Origin of the sequence: Luteibacter sp. UNC138MFCol5.1 (assembly GCF_900110505.1) — a bacterium.
In the GTDB taxonomy this organism is placed as follows: domain Bacteria; phylum Pseudomonadota; class Gammaproteobacteria; order Xanthomonadales; family Rhodanobacteraceae; genus Luteibacter.
This window is the reverse complement of sequence record NZ_FODZ01000006.1, coordinates 145,729-158,310: the sequence shown is the minus strand read 5'-3', so window position 1 is coordinate 158,310 and position 12,582 is coordinate 145,729. Positions and strand designations below refer to the sequence as shown.

13 protein-coding genes are annotated in these 12,582 nt (G+C 67.7%); 6 read left to right on the top strand and 7 right to left on the bottom strand.

Features of this window, described 5'->3' with window-relative positions; translation table 11 throughout:
- Positions 1 to 327 (top strand): hypothetical protein, encoded by a 327-nt coding sequence (locus BMY69_RS16575; RefSeq protein ID WP_090180300.1) that lies wholly within the window; start codon positions 1 to 3, stop codon positions 325 to 327.
- A 125-nt stretch (positions 328 to 452) separates the two neighbouring features.
- Here the strand turns inward: BMY69_RS16575 and BMY69_RS16570 are convergent, their stop codons facing one another.
- The 5 genes from BMY69_RS16570 to pdhA form a co-directional block, all read right to left on the bottom strand.
- The gene (locus BMY69_RS16570) at positions 453 to 836 is read right to left on the bottom strand and encodes a VOC family protein (protein ID WP_090180299.1); all 384 of its coding nucleotides are present in this window, start codon (positions 834 to 836) and stop codon (positions 453 to 455) included.
- A gap of 64 nt (positions 837 to 900) precedes the next feature.
- Positions 901 to 1,365, bottom strand: coding sequence for a YehS family protein (locus BMY69_RS16565; RefSeq protein ID WP_090180297.1), 465 nt, complete (start codon positions 1,363 to 1,365; stop codon positions 901 to 903).
- A 173-nt stretch (positions 1,366 to 1,538) separates the two neighbouring features.
- The gene (locus BMY69_RS16560) at positions 1,539 to 2,915 is read right to left on the bottom strand and encodes a dihydrolipoamide acetyltransferase family protein (RefSeq protein ID WP_090180295.1); all 1,377 of its coding nucleotides are present in this window, start codon (positions 2,913 to 2,915) and stop codon (positions 1,539 to 1,541) included.
- Positions 2,916 to 2,928: 13 nt separating this feature from the next.
- Entirely contained in the window at positions 2,929 to 3,909 is a 981-nt protein-coding gene (locus tag BMY69_RS16555) for an alpha-ketoacid dehydrogenase subunit beta (protein ID WP_090056766.1), read from the bottom strand.
- A gap of 12 nt (positions 3,910 to 3,921) precedes the next feature.
- Positions 3,922 to 4,998 carry a pyruvate dehydrogenase (acetyl-transferring) E1 component subunit alpha gene (gene pdhA / locus BMY69_RS16550; protein ID WP_090180293.1) on the bottom strand — a complete coding sequence of 359 codons (1,077 nt, stop codon included), beginning with the start codon at positions 4,996 to 4,998 and terminating at the stop codon, positions 3,922 to 3,924.
- Between the two features lie 219 nt (positions 4,999 to 5,217).
- Between pdhA and BMY69_RS16545 the strand changes: the two genes are divergently transcribed.
- Together BMY69_RS16545 and BMY69_RS16540 are read left to right on the top strand one after the other, a co-directional pair.
- The gene (locus BMY69_RS16545; protein WP_175472864.1) at positions 5,218 to 6,072 is read left to right on the top strand and encodes a tryptophan 2,3-dioxygenase; all 855 of its coding nucleotides are present in this window, start codon (positions 5,218 to 5,220) and stop codon (positions 6,070 to 6,072) included.
- 182 nt (positions 6,073 to 6,254) lie between these two features.
- A complete protein-coding gene (locus BMY69_RS16540) occupies positions 6,255 to 7,760 on the top strand; it encodes a peptide MFS transporter (RefSeq protein WP_090180290.1) in 1,506 nt (501 codons plus the stop codon).
- A gap of 88 nt (positions 7,761 to 7,848) precedes the next feature.
- Here the strand turns inward: BMY69_RS16540 and BMY69_RS16535 are convergent, their stop codons facing one another.
- Complete coding sequence (locus BMY69_RS16535) at positions 7,849 to 8,295, bottom strand: MarR family winged helix-turn-helix transcriptional regulator (protein WP_090056773.1); 447 nt, start codon at positions 8,293 to 8,295, stop codon at positions 7,849 to 7,851.
- A gap of 88 nt (positions 8,296 to 8,383) precedes the next feature.
- Between BMY69_RS16535 and hppD the strand changes: the two genes are divergently transcribed.
- The 3 genes from hppD to BMY69_RS16520 all read left to right on the top strand — a co-directional run bounded on the left by hppD (position 8,384) and on the right by BMY69_RS16520 (position 11,907).
- Positions 8,384 to 9,472: a 4-hydroxyphenylpyruvate dioxygenase gene (gene hppD / locus BMY69_RS16530; protein WP_090180288.1), complete on the top strand. Its 1,089-nt coding sequence runs from the start codon at positions 8,384 to 8,386 to the stop codon at positions 9,470 to 9,472.
- Between the two features lie 127 nt (positions 9,473 to 9,599).
- Complete coding sequence (gene hmgA / locus BMY69_RS16525) at positions 9,600 to 10,910, top strand: homogentisate 1,2-dioxygenase (protein WP_090180285.1); 1,311 nt, start codon at positions 9,600 to 9,602, stop codon at positions 10,908 to 10,910.
- 16 nt (positions 10,911 to 10,926) lie between these two features.
- Positions 10,927 to 11,907 carry a fumarylacetoacetate hydrolase family protein gene (locus BMY69_RS16520; RefSeq protein WP_090180282.1) on the top strand — a complete coding sequence of 327 codons (981 nt, stop codon included), beginning with the start codon at positions 10,927 to 10,929 and terminating at the stop codon, positions 11,905 to 11,907.
- Positions 11,908 to 12,009: 102 nt separating this feature from the next.
- Here the strand turns inward: BMY69_RS16520 and BMY69_RS16515 are convergent, their stop codons facing one another.
- Complete coding sequence (locus tag BMY69_RS16515; protein ID WP_090180279.1) at positions 12,010 to 12,555, bottom strand: SEL1-like repeat protein; 546 nt, start codon at positions 12,553 to 12,555, stop codon at positions 12,010 to 12,012.
- Between the last annotated feature and the right edge of the window lie 27 nt (positions 12,556 to 12,582).

The window sequence follows — 12,582 nt, the reverse complement described above, 5'->3', positions numbered from 1 at the left end:
ATGCGCTACCTCGCGATCATGCTGCTGGCGCCGTGGTTGATCGTGCTGGGCTGGGCCTACTGGGCCTACCCGAAGTCGCTGCCGCGGAACATCACGCGTCGCTCGTTCGATGTGCTCGCGCTGCTCGCGGCGACGGTCGCGGCGATCCAGTCGGCCGTGGTCGCGTACGACGCCGTCGAGCTGCCGGCCGCCGACGAATTCGGGCCGAAGAGCGGAGCGATCTGGCAGCAGGTCGTACCCGCCCTGTACGGCTACGGCGCCTTCCTCGCCGTGCTGCTCGTCGCGCTGATCGTCCGGCGGATGGTGTGGAAAAAGCGCGCAACCTAGACCTTCCATGTAGGAGCGCGCCCTGCGCGCGACAGCTCTTCGCGAGGCGCACAGGTCCCGCAGCTCACGGCACGGAGGCTGTCGCGCGCTGGGCGCGCTCCTACGGATCACGACATCGCCGGCGGCTACGGGCCCCACCGATTCACATGCGGCCCGAAGTCCTCGGCCTGCCTTTGCACGATGCAGAAGCGATGGCCCGTTGGCGCTTCCATCACCCACCAGCGCTTCACGAAGCCGATCCGCTTCGCCCCCAGCGCCTCCAGTCGCGCGGCTTCGGCGTCGAGGTCGTCCGTTTCGATGTCCAGATGCACGCGACTGGGATGATCCACGCACTGGATGAGGACTTTCAGCTCATCGGATTCCGTCTTCAGCGATGCGTACCTTCCATCGCCGTCTTCGTCGGGATTTTCCACCGGCTTCCCGAGCGCGCGACTCCAGAAAGTCGTGGCCGCGGCCAGGTCGGTGCCCTGGCAGTCGATGACGAGGTTGCAGAGCCTGCTGCGGTGCATGGTCGATGCCTCCGTGACACGGAACACCGACGCTAGCAGCGGCCGCGCGGAAACGACGTGACGCTTAGGCGCCGCGCAGGCGCAGCGTCAGGCCCTTGAGGAAATTGCGCAGGAACTGGTCGCCGCAGAGGCGGAAATTGCTGTGCTTCGGCTGCCGGAAGAGGGCGTTGATCTCCCCCTTCGATACGCGGAAGCCGGCCTCTCCCATGATCGCGAGGATGTCGTCTTCCTTCAGCTCGAACGCCACGCGCAGCTTCTTCAGCACCACGTTGTTGTTGACGCGGGTTTCGACAGGGCGCGGCGGCTGGCTTTCGTCGCGGCCGCGGCGATGGACGATGAGGCCATCGAGGAAATGCGCCATGGCGGCGTCGGGCATCTCGGCGAAGCCCGGCTCGTCTTCCTTGCGCAACCAGGGTTCGACCTGTTCGCGCGTGGCGGGAAAGCCGGAGAGCTTCATGATCTCGACGACATGGATGTCGCCGAGGTCGAGCATGTAGCGGACGCTACGGAGGGTGTCGTTGTTGAGCATGGCGGGAAGGATACCGCGCGAGCGGTGGCAGCGTCGCCGGCCCTTGCGTAACCTCCATCGGGACTTGTGACTCGCGGCCTCAAAACATGTCGCGCGCAGGGCGCGCTCCTACCGTGCGGCGTTGTAGGAGCGCGCCCTGCGCGCGAATGAGGGCAGGGCGGCGTCGCCGCGTCTTACTGCGGCAGGCCCAGATCGTCGAGCATCGCCTTCAGGAAGCGCGCGGCTTCCCCGCCCGTGGCGGCGCGGTGGTCGAAGGTGAGCGACAGCGGCATGCGGCGGTGCACTTCGATGCCGCCCATCACGGCGACCACGTCGTGGCTGAGCTTGCCGGCACCGACGATGGCCACCGTCGGCGGCACGACGACCGGCGTGGCGTAGCGGCCGGCGAACATGCCGAAGTTGGACAGGCTGATCGTGTAGCCGGAGAGCTCCGACGCCGGGATGCTGCGATCCTCGACGGAGGTGCGCAGGCGTTTGATCGCGGCGCGGACGCCCGCGCCGTCGAGCACGTCGGCGTTGCGCAGGGCCGGCACGAACAGGCCGTCCTCGGTATCCACGGCGATGCCGACGTCCACGTGCGGGTGCAGGGTGCGGGTCAGCGTCTTGCCGTCGAACCACGCGTTGAGCGCCGGCACCGTCTTGCAGGCGACCACGATCGCGCGGATCAGTCGGGCGGTGATGTCCTGCTTGCCGATCCAGGCGTGCAGGTCGGCGTCGTCGACGAGCGTGGTCGGGACGACCTGCGCGTGCGCTTCGGCCATGACGCGCGCCATGTTGCGGCGCACGCCCTTGAGCTGTTCCGGCTGGCCCATCGCGTCCTTGCCCGGGGGCGCGGTGCGGACGGCCTTGCCGGCGAGCGACACGGGCGTGCGCGTCGGTGCCGGACCCGGCTCGGGCAGCGTCGGCGCGAGGTGCTGCGCGGCGGCCGAACGGACCGGCGCGGCGCCCAGGGCGGCGCTGCCGTTGGCCGCGGCGGCCTTGACGTCGGCCATGGTGATGACGCCGCCGGCGCCCGTGGGCTGCACGCGGGTCAGGTCGACCTTGAGCTTCTTCGCGGCGGCGCGCACGGCCGGCACGGCCTTGACGCCGCCGGCACTGGACACCTGCTCGGTGTGCACGGCGTTGCCGCTCACCATGGCGCCGACGACGGTGCCTTCGTCTTCGCGCTCGCCGCCGGACTCGATCTCGCCACCGTCGTCGGACGCGACGACCTTGTGGCTATCGTCGGCCGCCGGGCTGCCGACGCCCTTCTTCGGGCCATGGTGGTGGCCGGTGGATTCGGCCTCGGCGCGCTGGCGGGCGTTCGGGTCGATCTCGAACTCGGCCAGCGGCGCGCCGGTCTCGATGATGTCGCCGGCGGCGCCGTGCAGCTTCTTCACGGTGCCGGAGTAGGGCGACGGCACGTCGACGACGGCCTTCGCGGTTTCCATCGACACCAGCGGGGCGTCGAGCTTGATGGTGTCGCCTTCCTTGACGTGCCACTCGACGACGGTCGCGTCGGGCAGGCCTTCGCCGAGGTCGGGCAGGAAAAAGGTCTTGATGTCGGCCATGGGTATCGGTTCCTCAGGAGGCGGCGAGCGTGCGCTCGGCGGCTTCGACGATGCGTTCGACGCTGGGGAGGTACTTCATCTCCAGGCGGAACAGCGGGATGTGGGTATCGAAGCCGGTGACGCGCTCGACCGGAGCGAGCAGGCTGTAGAGGCATTCCTCCGACAGGCGCGCGGCGATCTCGGCGCCGAAGCCGGCGGTCTTCGGGGCTTCGTGCACGATGACGCAGCGGCCGGTCTTCGTGACCGATTCCGCGATCGTGTCGAAGTCGAGCGGGGTCAGCGTCGCGACGTCGATGACTTCGGCGCTGATGCCCTTCTGCGCGAGCTCGTCGGCGGCCTCGAGGCATTCCTTCACCTGCGCGCCCCAGGTCACGAGCGTCACGTCGGTGCCGTCGCGCAGCACGAAGCAGACGTCGAGCGGCAGCGCCTCGCCGTCGTCCGGCACTTCTTCCTTGTACTGGCGATAGATGCGCTTCGGCTCGAAGAAGATCACCGGATCCGGGTCGCGGATCGCGGCGAGCAGCAGGCCGTACGCGCGGGCCGGCGACGAGGGCATCACGACGCGCAGGCCCGGGATGTTGGTGAACAGGTGCTCGTTCGCCTCGGAGTGGTGCTCCGGCGCGCGGATGCCGCCGCCCCAGGGCGCGCGCCACACGGCGGGCACGGTGATGCGGCCGCGCGTGCGGTTGCGCATGCGGGCGGCGTGGCAGGCGATATGCTCCATCATCGGGTAGATGAAGCCTTCGAACTGCGCTTCCGCGACGGGCTTCATGCCCTGCGCGGCGAGACCGACCGTGAGGCCGGCGATGGTGCCTTCGTCCAGCGGCGTGTCGATGACGCGCATGTCGCCGAACTGCTCCTGCAGGCCCTGCGTGGCGCGGAACACGCCGCCGTTGACGCCGACGTCCTCGCCGAGCACCACGACGCTGTCGTCGTTGCGCATCTCGTAGGCGAGCGCCTGGGTCACCGCTTCGATGAGAGTGATTTGTGCCATGGGAAGGGATCCTTACTTGCGATCGAGGGAAGCAACGAGCTCGCGCTGCTTTTCGAGGTCGGCCGGGAGTTCGGCGTACAGGTAGTCGAACATCGCCGTCGCCGGCTGGTTCTTCGTCTCCAGGTACGCGTTGACCTCGTTGTCCATCCAGTCGTCGCACTCGGCCTTCCAGGCCTCTTCCTTCGCGTCGTCCCACTTGCCCTTGGCTTCGAGCCACTTGCGCAGGCGCGGCACCGGATCGCGTTCCCACGCGTCCTTCACTTCCTGCTCGCCGCGATAACGGCGCGCGTCGTCGGCGGTGGTGTGGTCGCCGAGGCGGTAGGTCACCGCTTCGATCACGCTGCCGCCCTGACCCGAGCGCGCTCGCTCGAGCGCGTCTTCCATCGCCTTGCGCACGGCGATGATGTCGTTGCCGTCCACCTGGATGCAGTACAGGCCGGCCGCGATGCCCTTCTGGGCCAGCGTGCCGGAACCGCTCTGGATGCGGCGGGGCACGGAGATCGCCCACTGGTTGTTCACGATCACCGCCACCAGCGGCAGTTGCTGCGCGCCGGCGACGTTGATGGCGCCGTAGAAGTCGCCCTTCGACGAGCCGCCGTCACCGATCGTGCAGACCGCGACGCGCGGTTCGTTGCGGATCTTGAACGCCAGCGCCGAGCCGGCGGCGTGCAGGCACTGCGTGCCGATGGGCACGCACCAGGCGAAGTCGTGGGCGGGCGCGTCGGCGAAATCGTTGCCGCGCTCGTCGCCGCCCCAGTAGGTGTAGACCTCGCGCGGCTTCACGCCGCGATACAGCTGCGCGCCGTACTCGCGATACGACACGGCGAGGGAATCCTCGCGGCGCATGGCGCTGCCGATGCCCACGTGCGCGGCTTCGTGGCCGAGGCAGGAGGCGTAGGTGCCCAGCTTGCCGGTGCGCTGCAGCGCGATGGACTTGGCGTCGAACACGCGGGTGGACACCATGAGCTTGTAGAGCTCGACCATGTGGTCGAGGTCCTTGGCGAATTCGGGGAGTTCCTTACCGGTTTCCTTGCCGTCCTGGTCAAGGTATTGCAGGTATTCGATTTCGAACTTGGCGGCGATGGACACGACTCGCTCCCAGGGGAAGGTTAGAAACGACACGCACGAGTGGGGAAGCGGCCGGGCCCATCCAGCGGGGCGCGACTAGCTTTTGGGTTCTTGCGAGCCGGACTAGATATCAGGGGTATTATGGCCCGGCAAGGTACGGCGCAGCACGATCGACCCGGCGCAGGCGGCCGAAATGGCGGCGTGGCGCGCCCTGCGACCCCGTCAACCCCCGATGTGAAGATGCCCATGGCCAACCCGCAGCGCGACCTCGAACCCGGTATCCGCACCGATCTCGACGGGCGCCTCACCTATGGCGAGTACCTGAAGCTCGACCAGGTACTCACCGCGCAGCACCCGCGCAGCGAGCCGGCGCACCACGACGAGATGCTCTTCATCGTCCAGCACCAGACCTCCGAGCTGTGGCTGAAGCTGATGATCCACGAGCTGGACGCCGCGCTGGCGCGCCTGCGCCGCGACGATGTCGACGGCACGCTGAAAGTTCTTGCGAGGGTGAAGCAGATCCAGCGGCAGCTCTACGAGCAGTGGGGCGTGCTGGAGACCCTCACCCCTGCCGAATACCTGCAGTTCCGCGACGTCCTGGGGCCTTCGTCCGGATTCCAGTCGCTGCAGTACCGCATGGTCGAGTTCCTGCTCGGCAACAAGCACGCCGACATGCTGCGCGTGTTCGAGCACGATCCGGTGGCGCACGAGCGGCTCCGGGCCGTGTTCGAGGCCCCGGGCCTGTACGACGAATACTTGCGCTACCTCGCCCGCCGCGGCCATCCCGTGCCCGCCGAACTGCTGGCTCGCGACCTGACCCAGCCGTGGCGCAGCCAGCCGTCGCTCCTGCCCGTCTTCAAGCGCATCTACGAGGACACCGCGAACTTCTGGCCTGAGTACCATCTCAGCGAGGAGCTCGTGGACATCGAGGAAGCGTTCCAGCTCTGGCGCTTCCGCCACATGAAGACGGTGGAGCGCATCATCGGCTTCCGCCCCGGCACCGGCGGCTCGTCCGGCGTGGCCTTCCTGCGCAAGGCGCTGGAGCAGAGCTTCTTCCCGGAACTCATCGAGGTCCGCACCATCCTGGGCACGTGAGCGCGTTCAGTGGGAGCGGATCTGGCCGCGACCGCTCTTCGCCGGAAGCGACAGGGCCTGCGACGCCTCGCGAAAAGCGGTCGCGGCCAGGTCCGCTCCAACAGGCGGTCGTCACCTTTCGATTTGACGCACGGGGCCGCTCCGGCTAAACACCCTGCACGCATTCGTCTTCAAGGGAAGCCATGACAGCCACCGCCCACGCCGCCGCGCGGCCCGTACCCGAGTATCCGCAGACCCTCGGTCATCCGCGTCCCCTGTGGATGCTGTTCATGACCGAGTTCTGGGAGCGGTTCGCGTTCTACGGCATGCGCTGGGCGCTGACGCTGTACATCGTCGCCGAATTCTTCAACGGCGACGCCTCGGGCCAGGGCTACGCCAGCCGCACCTACGGCGCCTATCTCGCGCTCGTCTACGCCTCGGCGATCTTCGGCGGCTACGTCGCCGACCGGATCCTCGGCTACCAGCGTTCCATCCTGCTCGGGGCCGCGGTGATGGGCGCCGGCCTGTTCATGGTGATGGTGCCGAACGAACAGGTGTTCCTCGCCGGCCTGGCCACCGTGATCGTCGGCAACGGCCTGTTCAAGCCGAACATTTCGTCGCTCGTGGGCCAGATCTACCCCGTCGGCGACGACCGGCGCGATCGCGGTTTCACCATCTTCTACATGGGCATCAACCTCGGCGGTTTCCTCGCGCCGCTGGTCACGGGTTGGCTCGCTTCCGTCATCACCGATACGCCGCTGCAGCAGAACTACAAGGCCGTGTTCGCCGCGACCGGCATCGGCATGGTGATCTGCTTCATCTGGTTCCTGCTCGGCCGTTCGCAGCTGAAGGGCGTGGGCGTGCCGCCGCCGGAACGCCACGAAGGCAAGAGCTTCGTCGGCGTGATCGTCGGCATCCTCGTCGCCATTCCGCTCGTGTACCTGCTGATGGCGAAGGCGGGCGCGATCTTCATCGCGTGGCTGCTCGGCATCCTCTTCATCGGCGTGGCCGCGATGCTCGTGATCGAGGCCGTGCGCCACGACCGCATCCAGATCCACCGCGTCGTGGCGATGCTGCTGCTCTTCACGTTCAACGTGCTGTTCTGGATGTTCTTCGAGCAGGCCGGCAGCTCGTTCAACTTCCTCGCGCAGAACATCGTGGACCGCCAGATGTTCGGCTGGGAATTCCCCACCGGCTGGTTCCAGTCGGTGAACTCCGCCGCGATCCTCGTCTTCGCGCCGGTCGTGGCGCTGGCGTGGGCGTGGTCGTCGCGCTTCCGCAAGGAGCCGTCGATCCCGCGCAAGTTCGGCCTCGGCCTGATCTTCAACGCGCTGGGCTTCCTGGTGCTGATGTACGCGCTGAAGGGCCTGGTGGACGGCCGCGGGCTGATCCCGTTCTGGCCGCTGGCGGCGTGCTACGTGCTGCAGACGATCGGCGAGCTGTGCCTGTCGCCGATCGGCCTGTCGATGGTGACCAAGCTGGCGCCCATGCGCGTCGTCGGCCTCGCCATGGGCGGCTGGTTCCTCTCCACCGCCATCGGCAACAACCTCTCGGGCCTGCTCGCGGGCCACATCAGCGGCGAGACCGGCATGACCGTGGACTCGGCGCTCTCGGGCTTCACCTTCAGCTTCGAGCTGCTCGTCGGCGCGGGCATCGTGCTCTTCCTGATCGCCCCGCTGATCAACCGCCTGATGCACGGGGTGAAATAAGGCCCCGTATTCGCTCCTCGGTAGCCCGGTCGCGACGACCGGGCTACCGGAGGGGTGGGAGCCGATCGTATCGGCGATCCGGCTCGCCTCAGGCCAGCAGCTTGTCCAGGATCCGGTCCAGCTGCACCCGTTCGGCCTCGTCCAGCTTCGCCAGCAGCTCCCGCTCGTGGGCGCGGGCCAGCGGCGCCACCTCGTCGTGAATCGCCCAGCCGGCGTCCGACAGCTTCAGCACCGAGCGGCGCTTGTCGCCGTCGTGCGTGCCGCGGTCGACCCGACCCGCCTCGACCAGCCGGGCCACGGCACGGCTCACCGCGACCTTGTCCATCGCCGTCCGCTCCACCACTTCACGGGCCGAGACCTCCGGAAAGCGCGCCAGGATCGTCATGACGCGCCACTCGGTCATGCTCAGCTGGAAGCGCTCCACGTACTCCGCCGCGATGCCCTGGCTCACCGTGTTCGACAGGATCGAAAGCCGGTAGGGCAGGAAGTGCTCCAGTTCGAGCGGCGCGTGCGCGGGTACGGCTTCGGGAATCATGCTGCACAGGTCCTTGCAAATGGTTACAGGTGAAACTATAACGGGCATCATGACGGCGCAAGCCGTCCCCCAGCCAGGAGTATCGCCCATGAGCGCCCAGCCCAATATCGGTATGGAAGTCACCACCTTCGAAAACCCGCAGGGTGTCGATGGCTTCGAGTTCGTCGAGTTCGCCGCGCCGGACCCGGCGCTGCTGCATACCTTGTTCCCGAAGCTGGGCTTCACCGCGGTGGCGAAGCACAAGACGAAGAAGGTCACCCTGTACCGCCAGGGCGACTGCAACTTCCTCGTCAACGAAGAACCCGATTCGTTCGCCGCCGATTTCGTCGCGCAGCACGGCCCGAGCGCGTGCGGCTTCGCCATCCGCTTCAACCGCCCGGCGGCGGACGTGCAGGCGACCGCGCTGTCCAACGGCGCCGAGAAGATCACGAACAAGCCGGAAACGTTGGCGCTCGACGTCCCGACGATCCAGGGCATCGGCGGCTGCGCGCTGTACCTCGTGGATACCTACGGCGACAAGGGCGAGGTGTACGAGAGCGAGTTCGAGTGGATCCCGGGCGTCGATCGCCATCCGAAGGGTTTCGGCCTTACCTTCATCGACCACCTGACCCACAACCTGCACTTCGGCAACATGGAGAAGTGGTCGGAGTACTACGAGCGCCTGTTCAACTTCCGCGAGATCCGCTACTTCGACATCAAGGGCGCGAAGACCGGCCTCGTCTCGAAGGCGATGACGGCGCCGGACGGCATGGTCCGCATCCCGCTCAACGAATCGTCCGACGAGAAGTCGCAGATCAACGAATACCTGCGCGAGTACAACGGCGAAGGCATCCAGCACATCGCGCTGTTCACGGACGACATCTACGCGTCGGTGGAAGCCATGCGCGCGCTCGACGTGGCGTTCCTCGATACGCCGGACACCTACTACGAGGTGATCGACATCCGCGTGCCGGATCACGGCGAGGACATCCCGCGCCTGCAGAAGAACAAGCTGCTGATCGACGCCGACGACGAAACCAAGAAGAAGCTGCTGCTGCAGATCTTCACGCAGAACAACATCGGCCCGATCTTCTTCGAGATCATCCAGCGCAAGGGCAACGAGGGCTTCGGCAACGGCAACTTCAAGGCGCTGTTCGAGTCGATCGAACGCGACCAGATGCGCCGCGGCGTGCTTTGACCGGATAACGAGGTGGGAGCGCGCTCGCGCGCGAATGGGTGCTCGAGGCAAGCTCCCTTCGCGCGCAAGCGCGCTCCCACCCCACCATGCTGACAACCCCGGTCGCCATCGCACCAGGACACCACCGATGACCCACACCGACGATACCCGCGGTTACCAGACCGGTTTCGCCAACGAGTTCGCCACCGAAGCGGTGGAGGGCGTGCTGCCCACCGGCCAGAACTCGCCGCAACGCGTGGCGAAGGGTCTCTACGCCGAACAGCTCTCGGGCAGCGCGTTCACCGCGCCGCGCCACCGCAACCTGCGCAGCTGGCTCTACCGCATCCGGCCTGCCGCGCAGCATTCGCCGTTCACGGAACTGGCGCATGCGAGCTTCCACAACCGCTTCGACGAAGCACCGCCCACCCCGAACCAGCTGCGCTGGGACCCGCTGCCCGCGGTACCCGCCGGCACCGATTTCCTCGATGGCCTGTTCACCATGGGCGGTAACGGCGGCGCCGCCGATCAGGCGGGCATCGGCATCCACCAGTACGTCGCCAACCGTTCGATGGAAGGCCGCTACTTCTACGACGCGGACGGCGAACTGCTGCTCGTGCCGCAGCAGGGGCGGCTGCGCATCCGTACCGAACTCGGCGTGCTCGACGTCGAGCCGTACGAGATCGCCGTCGTGCCGCGCGGCATCCGGTTCCTGGTCGAACTGCCGGACGGCGAGGCGCGCGGCTACGTCGCCGAGAACTTCGGCGCGCCGCTGCACCTGCCGGACCTCGGCCCCATCGGCGCCAACGGACTCGCGCACCCGCGCGATTTCCTCGCGCCGGTCGCCGCCTACGAAGACCTCGAAGGCGACTTCGCGCTGATCGCCAAGTTCCAGGGTCACCTCTGGCAGGCGTCGATCGATCACTCGCCGCTCGACGTGGTCGCGTGGCACGGCAACTACACGCCGTACAAATACGACCTGCGTCGCTTCAACACGATCGGCTCGATCGCGGTGGACCACCCGGACCCGTCGATCTTCACCGTCCTCACGTCGGCGAGCGATACGCCCGGCGTCGCGAACATGGATTTCGTGATCTTCCCGCCGCGCTGGCTCGTGGCCGAGCACACGTTCCGGCCGCCGTACTTCCATCGCAACGTGGCCAGCGAGTTCATGGGGCTGATCGACGGCGCGTACGACGCGAAGGCCGGCGGCTTCGTTCCCGGCGGTTCGAGCCTGCACAACTGCATGAGCGGACACGGCCCCGACGCGGCGAGTTTCGAGAAGGCCTCGCACGCGGACGTCTCGCGTCCGGACCACATCGTGGGCACCATGGCCTTCATGTTCGAAACGCGCAAGGTCATCCGCCCGAGCCGGCAGGCCCTCGAGTCGAAGGCGCTGCAGGGCGACTACTACGAATGCTGGCGCGGTCTGAAGAAGCACTTCGACCCGTCCGCCGTCTGATCGGAAAAGGAAACGCATGAAACTCGCTTCGCTCAAGGAAGGCGGCCGCGACGGCACGCTCGTCGTCGTCAGCCGCGACCTCACCCGCGCCGTGAAGGCGACCGGCATCGCCGCGACGCTGCAGGCGGCGCTGGACGACTGGCACGCGCTCGCGCCGCGCCTGAACGCGCTGTCGGAAGCGCTCCACGAGGGCACCGCGCAGGGCATCTTCGACCTCGACGTCGCGGCGATGGCGGCACCGCTGCCGCGTGCGTACGAGTTTGTCGATGGCAGCGCGTACCTGCCGCACGTCGAGCGTGTGCGCAAGGCGCGGGGCGCCGAAGTGCCCGAGTCGTTCTACACCGACCCGCTGATGTACCAGGCGACCAGCGCCGGCTTCCTCGGCCCGCGCGACCCGGTCGTCGTCCGCAGCGAGGAATACGGCATCGATCTCGAGGCCGAGGTGCTCGTGGTCACCGACGATGTCCCGATGGGCGTCACGCCCGCCGAGGCGGCGGGGCACATCCAGCTCGTCGGTATCGTCAACGACGTCTCGCTGCGCGGGCTGATCCCCGGCGAGCTCGCCAAGGGCTTCGGCTTCCTGCAGTCCAAGCCGCGTTCCGCGCTGTCGCCGGTATTCGTCACGCCCGACGAGCTCGGCGACGCGTGGCAGGGCGAGAAGTTGCACCTGCCGATGCGCACGTGGATCAACGGCCAGTGGTTCGGCGAAGCCGAATGCGGCGTCGACATGCAGTTCGACTTCGCGCAGCTGATCGCCCACGCCGCGAAGACGCGCCCGCTCACCGCGGGCACGCTGGTCGGTTCGGGCACGATCGCCAACCAGGACACCGCGAAGGGCGCGTCCTGCCTCGCTGAACAGCGCACCGTGGAAACGCTGCGCGACGGCAAGGCCTCGACGCCGTTCCTCGCCTTCGGCGACACGGTCCGCATCGAGGTGACGGACCAGAACGGCGCCTCGATCTTCGGCGCGATCGAGCAGCGCATCGCGCAAGGCTGATCCTTCGCTAGTCGTGGGAGCGCACCTGGGCGCGATAGCTTCTCGCCGGGAGCATCAGGACCTGCTGCTCCTCGCGAAAAGCTATCGCGCCCAGGTGCGCTCCTACAAAGCGGCATCGGCCTCCATGGCCTCGCGCACCGAGCGCACCTTCGCCGCGACGTCCGCGTCGAGCCGGCCATCGGGCGCGACGCGTCTCGCGATCCGCGCATGCAACGGCGCGACGCGCGCGGGCGGTGCGCCATGTATCTGCACCTCCACGCGCGACCACATCGCCGCTTCGTAGAGGTGCCCATCGGCCAGTTCGAGGCGCGCGAGATCGTGCATCGCGTGACGGCGCCCGCGGTTCGCGGCCGCCGTCAGCAGGCGGCGGGCGCGGTCCAGGTCGCGCGGTAACACGTTGCCCTTCCTGGCGGAGCCCTGGAAATACAGCTCGCCGGCGAGCTCCTGACTCGACGGATTGCCGGCGAGAGCGGAGCAGAGCAGGCGGTCGGCGAGGCGCTTGCGCTGCCCGGGCGACGCCGACGGCGAAAGCAGGCCGCGGTCGACGATCTCGGCGGTGGTCGGGTGCGATGCCGTGCAATGCATCGCGAGCGCCGTCATGGGCGGCATCATGGCGAGGCATGCGGCCATCAGGGCGCGGTGGTCCATGGGTGGTGATCTCCGGGCAAAAAAAGA